The organism is Aeromonas sp. MdU4, from assembly GCF_041929505.1.
Classification (GTDB): domain Bacteria; phylum Pseudomonadota; class Gammaproteobacteria; order Enterobacterales; family Aeromonadaceae; genus Aeromonas.
Window position 1 is genome coordinate 1 of sequence record NZ_JBHFMW010000055.1, and the last position, 19,222, is coordinate 19,222.

17 protein-coding genes and 1 tRNA gene are annotated in these 19,222 nt (G+C 54.6%); all 18 read right to left on the reverse strand.

Annotation, left to right across the window (positions count from 1 at the left end; all coding sequences use genetic code 11):
- Nucleotides 1-122 precede the first annotated feature (122 nt).
- Nucleotides 123-2,228 (reverse strand): elongation factor G, encoded by a 2,106-nt coding sequence (gene fusA, locus ACE1BR_RS22960; protein ID WP_374874383.1) that lies wholly within the window; start codon nt 2,226-2,228, stop codon nt 123-125.
- Nucleotides 2,229-2,303: 75 nt separating this feature from the next.
- Nucleotides 2,304-2,774, reverse strand: a complete 471-nt coding sequence (rpsG, locus tag ACE1BR_RS22965; RefSeq protein ID WP_010675949.1) for a 30S ribosomal protein S7 — start codon at nt 2,772-2,774, stop codon at nt 2,304-2,306.
- 93 nt (nt 2,775-2,867) lie between these two features.
- Complete coding sequence (gene rpsL, locus ACE1BR_RS22970) at nt 2,868-3,242, reverse strand: 30S ribosomal protein S12 (RefSeq protein WP_005306278.1); 375 nt, start codon at nt 3,240-3,242, stop codon at nt 2,868-2,870.
- Nucleotides 3,243-3,424: 182 nt separating this feature from the next.
- Entirely contained in the window at nt 3,425-3,703 is a 279-nt protein-coding gene (gene tusB / locus ACE1BR_RS22975; protein WP_374874385.1) for a sulfurtransferase complex subunit TusB, read from the reverse strand.
- A gap of 7 nt (nt 3,704-3,710) precedes the next feature.
- On the reverse strand, nt 3,711-4,070 hold the full coding sequence (gene tusC / locus ACE1BR_RS22980; protein WP_374874387.1) for a sulfurtransferase complex subunit TusC: 360 nt from the start codon (nt 4,068-4,070) through the stop codon (nt 3,711-3,713).
- A gap of 9 nt (nt 4,071-4,079) precedes the next feature.
- Nucleotides 4,080-4,472, reverse strand: a complete 393-nt coding sequence (gene tusD, locus ACE1BR_RS22985; protein WP_374874389.1) for a sulfurtransferase complex subunit TusD — start codon at nt 4,470-4,472, stop codon at nt 4,080-4,082.
- Nucleotides 4,473-4,556: 84 nt separating this feature from the next.
- Nucleotides 4,557-4,937, reverse strand: coding sequence for a RidA family protein (locus ACE1BR_RS22990; protein ID WP_374874391.1), 381 nt, complete (start codon nt 4,935-4,937; stop codon nt 4,557-4,559).
- A gap of 25 nt (nt 4,938-4,962) precedes the next feature.
- Nucleotides 4,963-5,679, reverse strand: coding sequence for a transcriptional regulator (locus ACE1BR_RS22995; protein ID WP_374874393.1), 717 nt, complete (start codon nt 5,677-5,679; stop codon nt 4,963-4,965).
- A gap of 194 nt (nt 5,680-5,873) precedes the next feature.
- The gene (gene rpoC / locus ACE1BR_RS23000) at nt 5,874-10,178 is read right to left on the reverse strand and encodes a DNA-directed RNA polymerase subunit beta' (protein WP_042058256.1); all 4,305 of its coding nucleotides are present in this window, start codon (nt 10,176-10,178) and stop codon (nt 5,874-5,876) included.
- Between the two features lie 91 nt (nt 10,179-10,269).
- On the reverse strand, nt 10,270-14,298 hold the full coding sequence (rpoB, locus tag ACE1BR_RS23005; RefSeq protein ID WP_005339897.1) for a DNA-directed RNA polymerase subunit beta: 4,029 nt from the start codon (nt 14,296-14,298) through the stop codon (nt 10,270-10,272).
- Nucleotides 14,299-14,522: 224 nt separating this feature from the next.
- Nucleotides 14,523-14,885 (reverse strand): 50S ribosomal protein L7/L12, encoded by a 363-nt coding sequence (gene rplL, locus ACE1BR_RS23010; RefSeq protein WP_033135318.1) that lies wholly within the window; start codon nt 14,883-14,885, stop codon nt 14,523-14,525.
- Nucleotides 14,886-14,936: 51 nt separating this feature from the next.
- Entirely contained in the window at nt 14,937-15,437 is a 501-nt protein-coding gene (gene rplJ, locus ACE1BR_RS23015) for a 50S ribosomal protein L10 (protein ID WP_033135317.1), read from the reverse strand.
- Between the two features lie 256 nt (nt 15,438-15,693).
- Nucleotides 15,694-16,395, reverse strand: a complete 702-nt coding sequence (rplA, locus tag ACE1BR_RS23020) for a 50S ribosomal protein L1 (protein ID WP_033135316.1) — start codon at nt 16,393-16,395, stop codon at nt 15,694-15,696.
- A 4-nt stretch (nt 16,396-16,399) separates the two neighbouring features.
- Complete coding sequence (rplK, locus tag ACE1BR_RS23025) at nt 16,400-16,828, reverse strand: 50S ribosomal protein L11 (RefSeq protein WP_026456244.1); 429 nt, start codon at nt 16,826-16,828, stop codon at nt 16,400-16,402.
- A gap of 134 nt (nt 16,829-16,962) precedes the next feature.
- Complete coding sequence (gene nusG / locus ACE1BR_RS23030; RefSeq protein WP_019840195.1) at nt 16,963-17,490, reverse strand: transcription termination/antitermination protein NusG; 528 nt, start codon at nt 17,488-17,490, stop codon at nt 16,963-16,965.
- Nucleotides 17,491-17,523: 33 nt separating this feature from the next.
- A complete protein-coding gene (gene secE / locus ACE1BR_RS23035) occupies nt 17,524-17,895 on the reverse strand; it encodes a preprotein translocase subunit SecE (RefSeq protein WP_005306322.1) in 372 nt (123 codons plus the stop codon).
- A 60-nt stretch (nt 17,896-17,955) separates the two neighbouring features.
- Nucleotides 17,956-18,032: transfer RNA gene (locus ACE1BR_RS23040), tRNA-Trp, on the reverse strand.
- 53 nt (nt 18,033-18,085) lie between these two features.
- Nucleotides 18,086-19,222 (reverse strand): elongation factor Tu (tuf, locus tag ACE1BR_RS23045; RefSeq protein ID WP_374874395.1); only part of this gene is annotated, 1,137 nt, incomplete at its 5' end.

Here is a 19,222-nt window from a genome sequence, read left to right on the forward strand (position 1 = left end):
TGGTCAACGTGGCCGATGGTGCCGACGTTTACGTGCGGTTTGTTACGCTCAAATTTTTCTTTAGACACGACGTAGTCCTTCTAGGTTAAACCCGCCTACCGTCGTAGGCGGGGAATCTTAAATTACTTGGATTTGCGCTCTTCGATCACGGCTTGTGCAACGTTGGTCGGTGCATCGTGATACTTGGCGAATTCCATGGCGTAGGAAGCACGACCTTGGGTAGCGGAACGCAGTGCAGTTGCATAACCGAACATTTCGGCCAGCGGCACCAGAGCACGTACGATCTTGCCGGACGGGCCATCTTCCATACCTTCGATCAGGCCACGACGACGGTTCAGGTCACCGATAACGTCGCCCATGTAATCTTCCGGAGTTTCAACTTCTACTTTCATGATCGGTTCAAGCAGAACCGGGTTGGCTTTCATGAAGCCAGCCTTAAAGGCCATGGAAGCAGCGATTTTGAACGCCAGTTCGGAAGAGTCGACATCGTGGTAAGAACCGAAGTGCAGACGCACACCCAGATCCATAACCGGGTAACCAGCCAGCGGACCAGATTTGAGCTGCTCACGGATACCTTTATCAACACCCGGGATGAATTCACCAGGAATGACACCACCTTTGATGTCGTTGACGAATTCGTAGGCTTTGCCTTCTTCCAGCGGGTACATGTCGATCACAACGTGACCGTACTGACCACGACCACCAGACTGCTTGGCGTGCTTACCTTCGACATCCTTAACGGTTGTACGAATGGTTTCACGGTAGGCAACCTGCGGCTTACCTACGTTCGCTTCTACCTTGAACTCGCGACGCATACGGTCAACGATGATGTCCAGGTGCAGCTCACCCATACCGGCGATGATGGTTTGACCTGACTCTTCGTCAGTCCATACGCGGAAGGAAGGATCTTCCTGAGCCAGACGGCCCAGTGCCAGACCCATCTTCTCTTGGTCAGCCTTGGTTTTCGGCTCAACCGCGATAGAAATTACCGGCTCCGGGAATTCCATACGCTCGAGGATGATCGGTGCGTTCTGGTCACACAGGGTGTCACCAGTGGTCACGTCTTTCAGACCGATAGCAGCAGCGATGTCACCAGCGCGTACTTCTTTGATCTCTTCGCGCTTGTTGGCGTGCATCTGAACGATACGGCCAAAACGCTCGCGCTTGTCCTTGACGGAGTTCAGCACGGTGTCACCGGAGTTAACAACACCGGAGTAGACGCGGAAGAAGGTCAGGTTACCAACGAACGGGTCGGTAGCGATCTTGAACGCCAGAGCAGAGAACGGCTCGTCATCAGAAGCATGACGCTCGTCTTTGGTCTCGCCGTCCATTTTCAGGCCGTCGATAGCAGCTACGTCGGTCGGAGCCGGCAGATAGTCAACAACGGCATCCAGCATTGCCTGTACGCCCTTGTTCTTGAACGCGGAGCCACAGGTTACCAGGATGATTTCGTTGTTCAGCACACGCTGACGCAGAGCAGTCTTGATCTCTTCCTCGGTCAGCTCTTCGCCGCCCAAGTATTTTTCCATCAGGTCTTCAGACGCTTCAGCAGCGGCTTCAACCAGATTCATGCGCATTTCTTGCGCCTGTTCCAGCAGCTCAGCCGGGACGTCTTCGTAATCGAAGGATACGCCCTGGTCAGCTTCGCTCCAGTTGATGGCTTTCATCTTGACCAGGTCAACAACGCCCTTGAAGTTCTCTTCAGAGCCGATGTTCAGCTGAAGGGGAACCGGAACGCCTTTCAGACGGGTCTTGATGTGCTCAACGCAGCGCAGGAAGTTGGCACCGGTACGGTCCATCTTGTTGACGAACGCGATACGGGGAACCTTGTACTTGTTAGCCTGACGCCATACGGTTTCAGACTGTGGCTGTACGCCACCTACGGCACAGTACACCATCACGGCACCGTCCAGAACACGCATTGAACGCTCTACTTCGATAGTAAAGTCAACGTGGCCCGGGGTATCGATGATGTTGATACGGTGCGGTTGGAACTGTTTACCCATACCGGACCAGAAAGCGGTGGTCGCGGCGGAGGTGATGGTGATACCACGCTCTTGTTCCTGTTCCATCCAGTCCATGGTGGCAGCGCCATCGTGAACTTCACCGATCTTGTGACTTACACCGGTATAAAACAGTACGCGCTCGGTAGTAGTAGTCTTACCGGCGTCAATGTGAGCGGAGATACCGATGTTACGATAACGCTCAATGGGGGTTGTACGAGCCATTGTCATCCTCTTACTAAGGCGCTTGTCCCTAGATAATTAAAGGTGCGCAGAGCCAAAAGACCCTGCGCAAGCGGATTACCAGCGGAAGTGAGCGAAGGCTTTGTTCGCTTCAGCCATACGGTGAACGTCTTCACGTTTCTTGACAGACGAACCCTTATTGTCAGCGGCATCCAGCAGCTCGCCAGCCAGACGCTGAGCCATTGATTTTTCACCACGTTTACGAGCGGCATCAACCAACCAGCGCATTGCCAGGGCATTGCGACGTACCGGACGAACTTCTACCGGTACCTGATAGGTTGCACCACCGACGCGACGAGATTTAACCTCGACCGCCGGACGAATGTTATCCAGAGCGACTTCGAACAGGGCCAGGTGCTCTTTGCCAGATTTGGTGGCAATGATGTCCAGGGCGCCATAAACGATGGCTTCTGCAACAGATTTCTTACCGTCAACCATTACTACGTTGACAAATTTAGCCAGCAGCTCTGATCCGAACTTGGGATCTGGCAGGATTTTACGCTGACCAACAACACGACGTCTTGGCATTTCAAATTCTCCGTAACTTCAGGGATTACCCAAAACTAGAAAGCTATCTAACTAGAAACGAATTAACGTTTGGCCTTACTTAACGGAGAACCATTAAGCTTTAGGACGCTTCACGCCATACTTGGAGCGAGCCTGCTTACGGTCTTTAACACCGGCACAGTCCAACGCACCACGAACGGTGTGATAACGAACACCAGGCAAGTCTTTTACACGACCGCCACGGATCAGAACAACAGAGTGCTCTTGCAGGTTGTGACCTTCACCACCGATGTAGGAGGTGACTTCGAAGCCGTTGGTCAGACGTACACGGCATACTTTACGCAGTGCAGAGTTAGGCTTCTTCGGGGTGGTGGTATATACACGAGTGCATACGCCACGCTTCTGAGGGCACGCTTCCAGCGCCGGCACGTTGCTTTTCACAACGAGCTTGATGCGTGGCTTGCGAACCAACTGGTTAATAGTTGCCATCAAAAGGCTCCTGATAATGACTTCATAAACGTGTGGAAAATCCTCCCCGCAGATACGGGGACGCGAAATTTTATGCCCTGTTGTCTGGGGAGTCAAGATTTATACAATTCGCGTCACAAAAGGGCAATTCGGATCCGTTTGATTTCACGACATCACCTTGAATTTTCTTGAAAATGTGCTTCTCAGCCACCCCAGGTGCGCGGGGAACCTTTTTGCGCAATCAATGCCACCAGACCCGCCATATCGAGCGCAATACCCACCCGATGCTGCAAACCGCGAGCTTGCAGGTCTTCCTGCATCACATAAAGCGGGATGCCCGCCAGCCGCTCGCTCCACTGGGGAGCCGATGCCGCAATCACGGCATCCTGCATCAGAACCAACTCATCCTCCGGCTGGAGGTATGAGAGCACCTCTGCCAAGGCCTGACTCTGAAAAGGGGAGTTCAATATCAGATGCAACATGGAGACCTCAAAAGCTGATGTGAGTCGAACATTGGGCCCAGTGCCGAGCCAGTTCCTGGCGCGGCAGACTGTCGACGGGGATCAGCAGATCGTCCACTGTCACGCCACGCTCTGCCAGCGAGTCAGCACAAACGTAGACCTCTTCGATGTCGTAGAGTTCCAGCATTTTGAAGGTGGGCGCGTAGTGGCGTTGCAAAATGGCAGCCGGTTGCTGCTCCTTGAGCAGTTGCAGTACGCCATCCCCAATCAGGAATAGCGCCAGCGAATCGGTCATGGCCGAGGTGGCCAGCAGGGCATCGAGCCCTTCCCGACCTGCAGCATGGCCATGGGGGCCACGACTGCAAATAAAGGCGATTTTCTTGCTCATGATCACTCCCTAGAACTGAACCAGTCGATCTGCGGTGAGCGCCGCCTCGGCCAACTGGCCCAGACCACTCAGGCAAAACGGCGCTTGCAGATTGAAATGTGCCTGCCCAACCCCTTTAGCCTCCTGCTCATCTAGCACCCCGCGCCGCATGGCGGCGGCAACACAGACATCGATACTGATCCCCTGCTCCAGTGCCAGCTCTCGCCACAAACGCACCAAGTCGGTCTCGTCAGATGCAGGCAGGTGTAAACCGTTGCCGTTGTAGACCCCATCCTGATAAAAAAACAGATGTGAGAGGGTATGCCCCTGTGCCAATAGCGTGCGGGCAAAACGATAGGCCGTGCTGGCCGACTGGCTGCCATAGGCGGGCCCCGTGACCAGAATGGCAAAACTCAGACTCATAGCAGGACTCCTGTGCTGACCCGGTCCATTTTACGCCAAAAACAAAAAAGCCCCTGCCAAGAGGGGCTTGATGCAATCTGCTAATCAGAGATGGGCAATCGCCTCGACCTCGACCAGCACATCTTTCGGCAGACGGGCCACTTCCACACAGGAGCGCGCCGGAGCTGCATCACCAAAATAGCGGGCATAGACCTGATTGAAGGCTACGAAGTCATTCATATCGTTCAGGAAGCAGGTGGTTTTCACAACCTTGCCAGCATCGGCACCGGCAGCCTGCAATACGGCGATCAGGTTCTTCATCACCTGCTCGGCCTGAGCTTCGATGCCACCGGCAACGATCTCCATGGTGGCAGGATCAAGCGGGATCTGCCCGGAGGTGAAGATCATCTCACCCACCTTGGTCGCCTGAACATAAGGACCAATGGCAGCTGGCGCCTTGTCGGTTGCAATCACTTCTTTAGCCATTCATCTATCCCCTTCTGGAATTGAGTTACTCGCTTTCGTCTTCACCCTGCTTGCGCTGTCGGATGTAGAGATAAACGGTATGTTTTGAAATATTGAGTTTGTCCGCCACCATGTTGATCGAGTCCTTTATGTCAAAAATCCCCTTCTCGAACAGCTGGGTTACGATGAAGCGGTTTTTGGCATTGTTGGCCACGGTCGGATCGCGGTTGATCTCGTCGATGGTATTGTCCACCGTCTGGGCAACCAGCTCTTCCACGCTGTTGGCGAAGGTCTCGGGTGACTGACGCGCTGCCTGCTGAGGCGTCGGGAAAAATTCGGCCACGAACTCGTGGAAAGGTGCATTGATATGCAGGTTGATACAGATAAGGCCCACTACTTGCCGCTCGCTGTTGCGGATGGCGATGGTGCTCGACTTCATCAGCGCACCGGTGCGACTACGGGCAAAATAGCTTTGAGTGTAATCCTGGCCGGTGCTCTCGATATCCTTGAGCATCCGCAATGCCAAATCGGTGATGGGCGCCCCGAGGGTGCGTCCGGTATTGAACCCGTTGGCGATCTTGATCACCGACTCATGCAGATTTTCCAGGGAGTGAAGCACCACTTCACAATGCTTGCCAAACAACTCGGCCAAGCCATCGATGAGCCCATCGTATGAGCGCAACAATTCCCTGTCTTCATCTGTAAAAGTGCGGCTGATCAGCTGTTCTTCGGGAAGCATTGCCTCCTCGATACCGACAGTCATGTTCTACCCCTGTAATAACCATTCAACTTTCCCGAGTTTTAAATTGCATGGGAGTAAAGTCAACTTTTTTTGATTTTTTACTCTACAACTTTGCTCTGGATCATCCTGAAACCCGCGCTACGTCTACCTTTTCCAAGTAATCGGCCAACAAAAAGGGCTCCTTGAAGGAGCCCTTTTTAATCACGGATGACGAGTTACTCTTCGTCGAAGCTACCGGCTGCGTTCAGCAGATCAGCCAGGTTCTGTTGAGCTTCATCAGCGGTCACCTGCGGGGTACCAACAGCACGAGCTGCGGCAGCACGCTGGTTGATCCGGCTATGGTGGTAGGCAAAGCCGGTACCAGCCGGGATCAGACGACCCACGATGACGTTCTCTTTCAGACCACGCAGTTCATCACGCTTGCCACCAACGGCGGCTTCGGTCAGAACGCGAGTGGTTTCCTGGAAGGAAGCCGCAGAGATGAAGGACTCGGTGCTCAGAGATGCCTTGGTAATACCCATCAGTACATGACGGAAGGTCGCAGGGGTCTTGCCCTCGGCAACCAGCTTACGGTTGGCAATCTTCACACGAGCAACTTCAACCTGTTCACCTTCGATCAGATCAGTATCGCCAGCGCTCAGGATCTCGCACTTGCGCAGCATCTGACGAACGATGACTTCGATGTGCTTGTCGTTGATCTTAACGCCTTGCAGACGGTAAACGTCTTGCACTTCGTTGGCGATGTAGTTGGCGACCGGGCTGATACCGCGCAGACGCAGGATGTCGTGAGCAGACTCAGGACCGTCCGCCAGCACTTCACCCTTCTCAACTTTTTCACCTTCGAACACGTTCAGGTTACGCCACTTCGGAATCATCTCTTCGTAGACGTTGCCACCATCAGTCGGGGTGATAACCAGACGGCGTTTGCCCTTGGTCTCTTTCCCGAAGGAGATGGTACCGGAGATCTCGGCCAGAATTGCCGGTTCCTTCGGTTGACGTGCTTCGAACAGATCCGCAACGCGCGGCAGACCACCGGTGATGTCCTTGGTACCGCCGGATTCTTGCGGGATACGCGCTACCGCGTCACCCACACCCACGTTGGCACCATCTTCCAGGTTTACGATCGCCTTACCCGGCAGGAAGTACTGGGCGGCTACATCGGTACCCGGGATCATCACGTCTTTGCCGTTCAGGTCGACCAGTTTAACGGTCGGACGCATCTCTTTACCGGCACTCGGACGCTCGTTGACATCCAGTACGACGATAGAAGAGAGACCGGTCAGCTCGTCGGTCTGACGAGTGATGGTCACGCCATCGATCATGTGTTCGAACTGCAGGCGACCTGCCACTTCGGTGATGATCGGGTGGGTGTGCGGATCCCAGTTGGCAACGGTCTCGCCAGCGTTCACGGCCTGGCCGTCCTTCACTTCCAGCACGGAACCGTAAGGCAGCTTGTGGCTTTCCTTGGTACGGCCCATGTCGTCCATGATGGTCAGTTCGGTAGAACGGGAGGTGATAACCAGTTTGTCATCGCTGTTGTGAACGAACTTGGCGTTCTGCAGCTTGATGGTACCGGTGTTCTTGACCTGGATGCTGTTCTCGGCAGCAGCTCGAGATGCCGCACCACCGATGTGGAACGTACGCATCGTCAGCTGGGTACCCGGCTCACCGATGGACTGGGCGGCGATAACACCGACAGCCTCACCCTTGTTAACCAGGTGACCACGGGCCAGATCACGGCCGTAGCAGTGAGCACAGTTACCGAAGTCAGTTTCACAGGTGATGGCAGAACGTACCTTCACACGGTCAACAGAGTTTTGCTCCAGCAGGTCACACAGCTGCTCGTCGAGCAGGGTGTTACGTGCTACCAGCACTTCATCTTCAGTACCCGGCTTGATCACGTCATCGGCAACCACACGGCCCAGCACGCGCTCACGCAGCGGTTCGACAACATCGCCACCTTCGATCAGCGGAGTCATCCACAGACCTTCGGTAGTGCCGCAATCGTCCTCGGTGATCACCATGTCTTGTGCCACGTCTACCAGACGACGAGTTAGGTAACCGGAGTTCGCAGTCTTCAGTGCGGTATCCGCCAGACCCTTACGAGCACCGTGAGTAGAGATAAAGTACTGCAATACGTTCAGACCTTCGCGGAAGTTCGCGACGATCGGCGTCTCGATGATGGAGCCATCCGGCTTGGCCATCAGGCCACGCATACCGGCCAGCTGACGGATCTGGGCGGCGGAACCACGCGCACCAGAGTCGGCCATCATAAAGATGCTGTTGAACGATGCCTGCTCTTCTTCTTCACCCAGCGAGTTGACGTTACGCTCTTTGGACAAGTTCTCCATCATGGCCTTGGAGACGCGCTCGTTGGCGCTGGCCCAGATATCGATAACCTTGTTGTAACGTTCGCCCGCAGTCACCAGACCGGACAGGAACTGGTCCTGGATCTCGGCAACTTCGGCTTCGGCTGCCGCAATGATGTCTTTCTTGGCATCCGGGATGACCATGTCATCGATACCAACGGAAGCACCGGACAGGGCCGCGTAGTGGAAACCGGTATACATCAGCTGGTCAGCGAAGATAACGGTGTCCTTCAGGCCCTGCTTGCGATAGCAGGTGTTCAGCAGACGGGAGATGAGCTTTTTGCCCAGCGCCTTGTTGGATACGGATTTGATCCAGTTCTGCGGATTGGCATCCAGGTCAGCCTGCTCTGCAGCAGTCAGCACCTTCGGCTCGTCGATCAGGGCGTATTCCATGCCTTTCGGCAGGATCAGGCTCAGGATCGCACGACCAACGGTGGTGTTCTTCATCTCGGTGTGTTCACGCAGAGAACCGTCTTCCTGACGCAGGTATTCGGTAATGCGTACTTTCACACGAGCATGCAGATCGGCCAGACCGGCGCGATAAACTTTCTCGGCTTCTTTCGGGCCGGCCAGCACCATACCTTCGCCTTTGGCGTTGATACGAGCACGGGTCATGTAGTACAGACCCAAGACCACGTCCTGAGAAGGAACGATGATCGGCTCACCGGAGGCTGGCGACAGGATGTTGTTGGTAGACATCATCAGCGCACGCGCTTCCAGCTGGGCTTCCAGGGTCAGCGGTACGTGGACCGCCATCTGGTCACCATCGAAGTCCGCGTTATACGCAGCACAAACCAGCGGGTGCAGCTGGATTGCCTTGCCTTCGACCAGAGTCGGTTCGAATGCCTGGATACCCAGACGGTGCAGGGTCGGTGCACGGTTCAGCAGAACCGGGTGCTCGCGGATCACTTCGTCCAGGATATCCCAAACAACAGCTTCCTCGCGCTCCACCATCTTCTTGGCGGCCTTGATAGTGGTCGCCAGACCGCGGGTTTCCAGCTTGCCATAGATGAACGGCTTGAACAGTTCCAGAGCCATTTTCTTCGGCAGACCGCACTGATGCAGGCGCAGGGTCGGGCCTACGGTGATAACGGAACGACCAGAGTAGTCGACACGCTTACCCAGCAGGTTTTGACGGAAACGACCTTGCTTACCCTTGATCATGTCGGCCAGGGATTTCAGCGGGCGCTTGTTGGAACCGGTGATGGCACGACCGCGACGACCGTTATCCAGCAGCGCATCGACGGACTCTTGCAGCATACGCTTTTCGTTGCGCACGATGATGTCCGGAGCAGCCAGATCCAGCAGACGCTTCAAGCGGTTGTTACGGTTGATCACGCGACGATACAGATCGTTCAGATCGGAAGTCGCGAAACGGCCGCCGTCCAGCGGTACCAGCGGACGCAGGTCCGGCGGCAGCACAGGCAGCACTGTCATGATCATCCACTCCGGCTTGTTGCCGGACTGCAGGAAAGCTTCCATCAGCTTCAGACGCTTGGTGGTCTTCTTGCGCTTGGTCTCGGAGTTGGTTTGATCCAGCTCCTCGCGCATGGTTTTGACTTCACCTTCCAGATCGATAGCGCGCAGCAATGCCAGGATTGCTTCGGCACCCATCTTGGCGTCAAATTCGTCGCCCCACTCTTCCAGCGCATCCAGGTACTGCTCTTCAGAGAGCATCTGGCTGCGTTCGAGGTTGGTCATGCCCGGCTCGATTACTACGAAAGATTCGAAGTAAAGCACGCGCTCGATGTCGCGCAGGGTCATGTCCAGCAGCAGACCGATACGGGACGGCAGGGACTTCAGGAACCAGATGTGGGCAGTCGGGCTGGCCAGCTCGATGTGGCCCATACGCTCACGACGGACCTTGGTCTGGGTCACTTCAACGCCGCACTTCTCACAGATCACACCACGGTGTTTCAGGCGCTTGTACTTGCCGCACAGACACTCGTAGTCCTTCACCGGTCCGAAGATACGGGCGCAGAACAGACCATCACGCTCCGGCTTGAAAGTCCGGTAGTTGATGGTCTCAGGCTTTTTGACCTCACCGAATGACCAGGAGCGGATCATGTCAGGAGAGGCCAGACCGATCTTGATACTGTCAAACTCTTCGGTCTTGGTCTGAGCCTTCAAAAACTTGAGTAAGTCTTTCACGTGTTTCCCCTGTCAGGAGTCTAACCTCGGCGCCCCGGCTGCCAAAGCAGCGGGGCGCCCACGTCAATTCTCGAACAATAAGAGCGAGCTCTTACTCTTCGTCCAGCTCGATGTTGATACCCAGAGAGCGGATTTCCTTCAGCAATACGTTGAAGGATTCGGGCATGCCCGGCTCCATACGGTGGTCGCCATCCACGATGTTCTTATACATCTTGGTACGGCCATTCACATCGTCAGACTTGACGGTCAGCATTTCCTGCAGGGTATATGCCGCACCGTAAGCCTCCAGGGCCCACACTTCCATCTCACCGAAACGCTGACCACCGAACTGAGCCTTACCACCCAGCGGCTGCTGGGTAACCAGGCTGTAAGAACCGGTAGAACGCGCGTGCATCTTGTCGTCGACCAAGTGGTTCAGCTTGAGCATGTACATGTAACCAACGGTTACTTTACGCTCGAAGCGGTTACCAGTACGGCCATCGAACAGATCAATCTGACCGGATTCCGGCAGATCGGCCAGCTTCAGCAGGGCTTTGATTTCGCGCTCTTTGGCACCATCAAACACTGGAGTAGCGACCGGCAGACCCTTACGCAGGTTACCCACCAGGGTACGTACGTCGTCGTCAGACAGTTCGGCGATGTTCACTTGCTGGGTGTCCTTCTCGCCCAGGTCATAGACCTGTTGCAGGAAGTTGCGCATCTCATGCAGCTCGCGCTGCTCTTTGACCATGCGATCGATCTTCTCGCCGATACCCTTGGCCGCAAGGCCCAGGTGCACTTCGAGGATCTGACCGATGTTCATACGGGATGGTACGCCCAACGGGTTCAGTACGATGTCGACCGGACGGCCGAACTCGTCATGAGGCATATCCTCGACCGGACAGATCTTGGAGATAACACCCTTGTTACCGTGACGGCCCGCCATCTTGTCACCCGGTTGGATGCGACGCTTGACTGCCAGATAAACCTTGACGATTTTCAGTACGCCCGGCGCCAGATCATCACCCTGGATAATCTTGCGACGCTTGTTCTCGAACTTCTTGTCGAACTCGGCTTTCAGCTCTACGTGCTGTTCAGCGATCTGTTCCAGTTCGGTCTGCTTGCCTTCATCTTCGATGGCCAGTTCAAACCACTTGGAGCGATCGAGCTTGTTCAGACGATCTTCGCTGTAACCGGCGGCCAGCAGCAGGTTGCGGGAGCGGCCGAAAATGCCGTCTTCCAGGATCTTGAACTCTTCGGTCAAGTCCTTCTTCGCTTCCTTCAGCTGCATCTCTTCGATTTCTTTGGCACGCTTGTCTTTTTCCACGCCATCGCGGGTAAAGACTTGCACGTCAACCACGGTACCGTACACACCGTTCGGTACACGCAGGGAGGAGTCCTTCACATCGGAGGCCTTCTCACCGAAGATGGCGCGCAGCAGCTTCTCTTCCGGTGTCAGCTGGGTTTCACCTTTCGGGGTTACCTTACCGACCAGAATGTCGCCGCCTTTCACTTCGGCACCCACGTAGACGATACCGGACTCATCCAGCTTGGACAGAGCGGCTTCACCCACGTTCGGGATGTCAGCAGTGATCTCTTCCGGACCCAGCTTGGTGTCACGGGAGATACAGGCCAGTTCCTGGATATGGATGGTGGTCAGGCGATCTTCCTGAACAACACGCTCGTTCACCAGGATCGAGTCTTCAAAGTTGTAACCGTTCCACGGCATGAACGCGACGCGCATGTTCTGACCCAGCGCCAGTTCACCCAGATCGGTGGACGGGCCGTCAGCCAGTACGTCGCCAGCCATGACTGGCTCACCCAACATCACGCAAGGACGCTGGTTGATACAGGTGTTCTGGTTGGAACGGGTATATTTGGTCAGGTTGTAGATGTCGATACCGGCTTCGCCTGGCATCAGCTCATCTTCATTGACCTTCAGGACGATACGGGAGGCATCGACATAGTCGATTACGCCGCCACGCTTGGCCACTACGGTTACACCGGAGTCAACGGCCACAGCGCGTTCCATACCAGTACCTACCAGCGGCTTGTCAGCACGCAGAGTCGGTACAGCCTGACGTTGCATGTTTGAACCCATCAATGCGCGGTTCGCGTCATCGTGTTCCAGGAACGGGATCAGAGCCGCTGCCACAGATACGATCTGCTGCGGGCTCACGTCCATATACTGGATCTGGTCGGCGTTCATAAAGGTGGATTCACCTTTGTGACGGCACGGGATCAATTCATCTTTCAGACGGCCATCTTCGGTGGTCGCGGCGTTAGCCTGTGCGATCACGTACTTGCCTTCTTCGATAGCAGACAGGTAGTCCACTTCGTCGGTGATCACACCGTCAATGACCTTGCGGTACGGGGTCTCGAGGAAACCGTACTCGTTGGTACGAGAGTACACGGACAGAGAGTTGATCAGACCGATGTTCGGACCTTCAGGAGTCTCGATAGGGCACAGACGACCGTAGTGAGTCGGGTGTACGTCTCGGACTTCAAAGCCGGCACGCTCACGAGTCAAACCGCCCGGGCCCAGCGCGGAGATACGGCGCTTGTGGGTCACTTCGGAAAGCGGGTTGTTCTGGTCCATAAACTGAGACAGCTGGCTGGAACCAAAGAACTCTTTGACTGCGGCGGAGATCGGCTTGGCGTTGATCAGATCCTGCGGCATCAGGGTGTCCAGGTCGCCCAGGGAGAGACGCTCCTTGACCGCACGCTCGACACGCACCAGACCGACGCGGAACTGGTTTTCAGCCATTTCACCGACAGAACGGATACGACGGTTACCCAAGTGGTCGATATCGTCCACTTCGTCGTTACCGTTACGGATGTCGATCAGGCGCTTCATCACATCGACGATGTCGTCTTTGGTCAGTACACCAGCGCCGGTCTCGTCTTCACGACCCAGACGGCGGTTGAACTTCATCCGACCTACGGTAGACAGGTCGTAACGCTCGGCGGAGAAGAACAGGTTTTCGAACAGCTGTTCTGCAGCTTCGCGAGTAGGCGGCTCACCCGGACGCATCATGCGATAGATCTCGACCAGCGCTTCCAAACGGTTGGAGCTGGAGTCGACACGCAGGGTCTCGGACATATAAGCACCGTGATCCAGTTCGTTAGTGAACAGAACCTCGAAGTGCTTGAAGCCGGCTTGGGACAGGTTGGCGATCGCTTCCAGACTCAGGGCCTGGTTGGCGGTCACGACCATCTCGCCAGTTTGCGGATGTGCGTAGTCCTTGGCAGCAACTTTGCCAACAACATACTCAACCGGTACCTCAATCTGGGTAACGGCATCTTTTTCCAACTGACGGATGTGACGCGCAGTCACACGACGACCGGTCTCAACCACCACGGCGCCATTGGCCACGATGTCAAAGGTCGCAGTTTCACCACGCAGACGCTCCGGCACCAAATCCATCATCAACTTGCCATCTTTTACTTCAAAACCGATGGTCTCGAAGAAGGTGGCCAGGATCTGTTCGGAAGTGAAGTCCAGGGCGCGCAGAATAATGGATGCTGGCAGTTTGCGACGACGGTCGATACGGACAAACAGGTTGTCTTTCGCATCGAACTCGAAGTCCAGCCAGGAACCACGGTAGGGGATAACGCGAGCGTTATACAGTACCTTACCGGATGAATGAGTTTTGCCTTTATCGTGGTCGAAGAAGACGCCCGGGCTACGGTGCAGCTGGGAGACGATAACCCGCTCGGTACCATTGATAACAAAGGTGCCGTTCTCGGTCATGAGCGGAATTTCGCCCATGTATACTTCTTGTTCCTTGATGTCTTTGACGGTGCCGGCAGCTGCTTCACGATCGTACAGAACCATACGAAGCTTGACACGCAGCGGCGCGGAGTAGGTCACTCCACGGATCTGGCATTCTTTTACGTCAAATACCGGCTCACCCAGGCGATAGCTGACATACTGAAGCTCAGCACTACCGGAGTAACTGGTGATCGGGAAAACGCTACGGAAAGCGGCCTCTAGGCCATATTCACCTTCCGGGTCAGCCTCGATGAACTGCTTGAAGGAGTCCAGCTGAATGGACAACAGATAAGGCGTGTCCAGTACCTGGTCTCGCTTACCGAAGTCCTTACGAATGCGTTTTTTTTCGGTATAAGAGTAAACCATAGGGTTCCTCAGCTCGCTGATAAGTGACCCACTCTGTCCCGCAGGACAGCTCTGTCTCAACACCGTTTTGTGTTGGCCCGGACGAATGGAAACAGTCCGGATTGCTGGTGCACCGAGAGTCGTAAACGGTGTGAAATGCTCTCAGTCTACAGCGCAAAAAGGCTGGTGAACAAATATTCACCAGCCCTAGCCTGTTTTATCAGGCTAATCTACATAAATGCAGATTATTTGATCTCAACAGAAGCACCAGCTTCTTCAAGCTGCTTCTTCAGAGCTTCAGCTTCGTCCTTGGACACGCCTTCTTTCAGGTTAGCCGGGGCAGCTTCAACCAGATCTTTGGCTTCTTTCAGGCCCAGACCGGTAGCGCCACGAACGGCTTTGATGACGGCAACTTTGTTGGCGCCAGCAGCGGTCAGAACTACGTCGAACTCGGTTTTCTCTTCTACTGCTTCAGCAGCCGGACCGGCAGCAACAGCAACAGCGGCAGAAACACCGAACTTCTCTTCCATAGCTTCGATCAGCTCAACAACTTCCATTACAGACATGGAAGCAACGGCTTCGATGATTTGGTCTTTAGTGATAGACATGACAAAAATTCCTGATGTTGAATAAACTCAAACAGCCTAAATAGGCGAGAATCAAGCAGCAGCTTGCTTCTGATCACGCACAGCAGCGATGGTACGAACCAGCTTGCCAGCAGAGGCTTCTTTCATAGTCGCCATCAACTTCGCAATCGCTTCGTCGTAGGTCGGCAGCGTGGCCAGACGATCAATTTGTGCTGCGGCGATAAACTCACCGTTAAAAGCGCCAGCCTTGATTTCGAACTTTTGGTTCGCTTTGGCAAACTCTTTGAACAGACGAGCAGCAGCGCCCGGGTGTTCGTTAGAGAAAGCAATCAAGGTAGGACCGGTAAATGCGTTGTTCAGGCACTCGAATTCGGTACCTTCAACTGCACGACGCAGCAGGGTGTTACGCACAACGCGCATGTACACACCAGCTTCGCGAGCGGTTTTACGCAGGACGGTCATCTTATCTACAGTCACACCGCGAGAATCGGCTACAACTGCAGACAGAGCGCCTTTGGCAGCTTCGTTGACTTCAGCAACAATTGCCTTTTTGTCTTCGAGTCCCAATGCCATTGGCTTAACTCCTGGATTGAATCCGGGTCTATTGACCCAGTACAGACACATCCCCCCTACCTTTACAACAGAGGGGAACGATGCGGTAGCAGGATTCCAGAAGAGAAAGAAACTTTCTCGCTGGGTTTCCGGCACCGTCTACGCAGGAAACATTAAGGCTTTGCAGCCACCTGCGGTCTTGGACGGAGGTCGAAACCCCCAACCAATCAAGGCGCAAAATTATAGATTAAATTTTGCGCCTTGTAAAACCCATCAATTAGGCCTGAGCTTCCAGAGAAGCTTGGTCTACGGCAACACCGGCACCCATGGTGGTGGAGATGCTGACTTTCTTGATGAATACGCCTTTGGCGGAAGAGGGTTTGCCTTTTTTCAGGGCAACCAGCAGAGCTTCCAAGTTTTCTTTCAGCTGAACTTCGTCGAAAGAAACCTTACCCAGAGTGGTATGGATGATACCATTCTTGTCGTTACGGTAACGAACCTGACCAGCTTTGGCGTTCTTGACCGCTTCAGCAACGTTAGGAGTTACAGTACCAACTTTCGGGTTCGGCATCAGACCGCGCGGGCCCAGGATTTGACCCAGTTGACCAACAACGCGCATGGCATCTGGGGATGCGATAACAACGTCGAAGTTCATCTCGCCTTTCTTAACCAGATCGGCCAGGTCATCCATACCTACCAGGTCAGCACCGGCAGCTTTAGCTGCTTCGGCGTTGGCACCTTGAGTAAATACAGCAACGCGTACATCACGACCGGTACCGTGCGGCAGTACAGTAGCACCACGTACGTTCTGGTCAGATTTACGAGCGTCGATACCCAGGTTGACAGCAACGTCAACGCTTTCAACGAACTTGGCGGTAGCCAGTTCTTTCAGCAGGGCAATGGCTTCGTTGATGGAGTACTCTTTGGTACCGTCAACTTTTTCGCGAATAACGCGCATACGCTTGGAAAGTTTAGCCATTGTCTTAATCCTCCACTACCAGACCCATGGAACGAGCGGAGCCTGCGATGCAACGTACTTTTGCATCCAGATCGGCACCGGTCATATCCGGTTCTTTGGTCTTGGCGATTTCTTGCAGCTGGGCTACGGTCACCTTACCAACCTTGTCTTTGTTCGGCTTGGCAGAACCAGACTTGATACCGGCAGCTTTCTTCAGCAGGAAGGAAGCAGGCGGAGTCTTGGTTTCGAAGGTGAAGGAACGGTCACTGTAAACGGTGATCACGACCGGAGTCGGTGAACCTTTTTCCAGCTTCTCTGTACGAGCGTTGAACGCCTTACAGAATTCCATGATGTTAACACCGTGTTGACCCAGTGCAGGACCAACGGGAGGAGACGGGTTGGCTGCACCAGCAGCAACCTGCAGCTTGATATAAGCTGTGACTTTCTTAGCCATTAGGAAAATACCTCAAAAATGGGTTCTAGCGCCTCGGAGACTTGCTCCTGCAAACGGCTCCCCAACTAATAAAGGGGCAGCGAATTATAGAGATAATCGCTGCCCCTGACAACCGTTAAACGTACAGAATTCAATCAGCCCTTTTCGACCTGACCAAAATCCAGTTCAACAGGAGTAGAACGACCGAAGATCAGTACAGAGACCTTCACGCGGCTCTTCTCATAATCGACCTCTTCAACGGTACCGTTGAAGTCGGCAAACGGACCATCGGCAACCCGCACCATTTCACCCGGTTCAAACAGGGTTTTCGGACGCGGCTTGTCGTGGGCATCCTGCAGACGATTCAGGATGGCATCGGCCTCTTTGTCGGAGATCGGTGCAGGGCGGTCGGAGGTACCGCCAATGAAGCCCATTACACGCGGTACGTTACGCACCAGGTGCCATGTGGTTTCATCCATGATCATCTGGACCAGGACATAGCCCGGGAAAAACTTGCGCTCACTCTTGCGCTTCTGGCCAGCACGCATCTCGACCACTTCTTCGGTCGGGACCAGTACTTCACCGAACATGTCTTCCATGCCATGCATCTTGATATGCTCGCGCAGTGACTTGGCTACACGGCCTTCATAGCCGGAAAAAGCCTGCACGACATACCATCTCATACGTTGTTCACGTTGTTCAGTCATGGCTTATCCTTACACACCGGTAATCAGGTTGACCAACCAGACCAAGGCACCGTCCAGAACGAACAGCAGCAGCCCCATCACGGCGGTCACCGCCAGCACAATCAGGGTTGTCTGAATGGCTTCCTGACGGGTCGGCCATACGACCTTGCGGACTTCCAGGCGAGACTCACGGGCAAATGCCAGTGTTGCCTTTCCCTTGGTGGTTTGCAGGGCTACTGCACCAGCAGCAGCAATGACAACGACCACACCCAGGGCGCGGACGGCAGCGACAACATCGTTGAGCAGGTAATTACCCACTACAGCGGCCGCCAGGATAATGAAAACCAGGCCCCAAAGCAGGGTATCCTTGCTTCCGCCCTGGCTCTCAGAACTAACACTCATACAACCCACCTGTATCTGACGTAACCAAAGACACAAAAGCCCCGTACGAGACGAGGTATATGGCAGGGGCGGCAGGACTCGAACCCGCAACCATCGGTTTTGGAGACCGCTGTTCTACCAATTCGAACTACGCCCCTACATAAGAAAGCCCCTATTATAGGGGCTTTGCTTTATTTATGTAAGCCAAAGATTAAGCGATTACGCTGGCTACAACACCGGCACCTACGGTACGGCCACCTTCACGGATAGCGAAACGCAGGCCGTCGTCCATTGCGATCGGGGCAATCAGGGTAACAACCATTTTGATGTTGTCGCCTGGCATTACCATCTCTACGCCTTCCGGCAGTTCGATGGTACCGGTCACGTCGGTAGTACGGAAGTAGAACTGCGGACGGTAGCCTTTGAAGAACGGGGTATGACGACCACCTTCTTCTTTGGACAGTACGTACACTTCAGATTCAAACTTGGTGTGCGGCTTGATTGAACCCGGCTTGGCCAGTACTTGACCACGCTCTACGTCTTCACGCTTCACGCCACGCAGCAGTGCGCCGATGTTCTCGCCTGCACGACCTTCGTCCAGCAGCTTACGGAACATTTCAACACCGGTACAGGTGGTAGAAACGGTATCTTTGATACCAACAATTTCTACGGTCTCACCTACTTTAACGATACCGCGCTCTACACGACCGGTAACTACGGTACCACGGCCTGCGATAGAGAATACGTCTTCGATAGGCATCAGGAACGGCTGGTCAATCGCGCGCTCCGGCTCCGGGATGTAGGTATCCAGGTGGCCAGCCAGCTCGATGATCTTCTCTTCCCATGCAGCGTCGCCTTCCAGCGCTTTCAGCGCGGAACCGCGAACTACCGGCAGGTCATCACCCGGGAAGTCATATTCGGTCAGCAGTTCACGAACTTCCATCTCAACCAGTTCGAGCAGCTCTTCGTCATCAACCATGTCACACTTGTTCATGAACACGATCATGTACGGAATACCAACCTGACGACCCAGCAGGATGTGCTCACGAGTCTGCGGCATCGGGCCGTCAGTCGCTGCTACTACCAGGATCGCGCCGTCCATCTGGGCAGCACCGGTGATCATGTTTTTAACGTAGTCGGCGTGACCCGGGCAATCTACGTGAGCGTAGTGACGGGTAGCGGTGTCGTATTCTACGTGGGAGGTGTTGATGGTGATACCACGCTCACGCTCTTCCGGTGCCTTGTCGATCTGGTCGAAGGCGAAAGCTTTACCACCGAAGTGCTTGGCCAGCACGTTGGTGATAGCTGCAGTCAGGGTGGTTTTACCGTGGTCAACGTGGCCGATGGT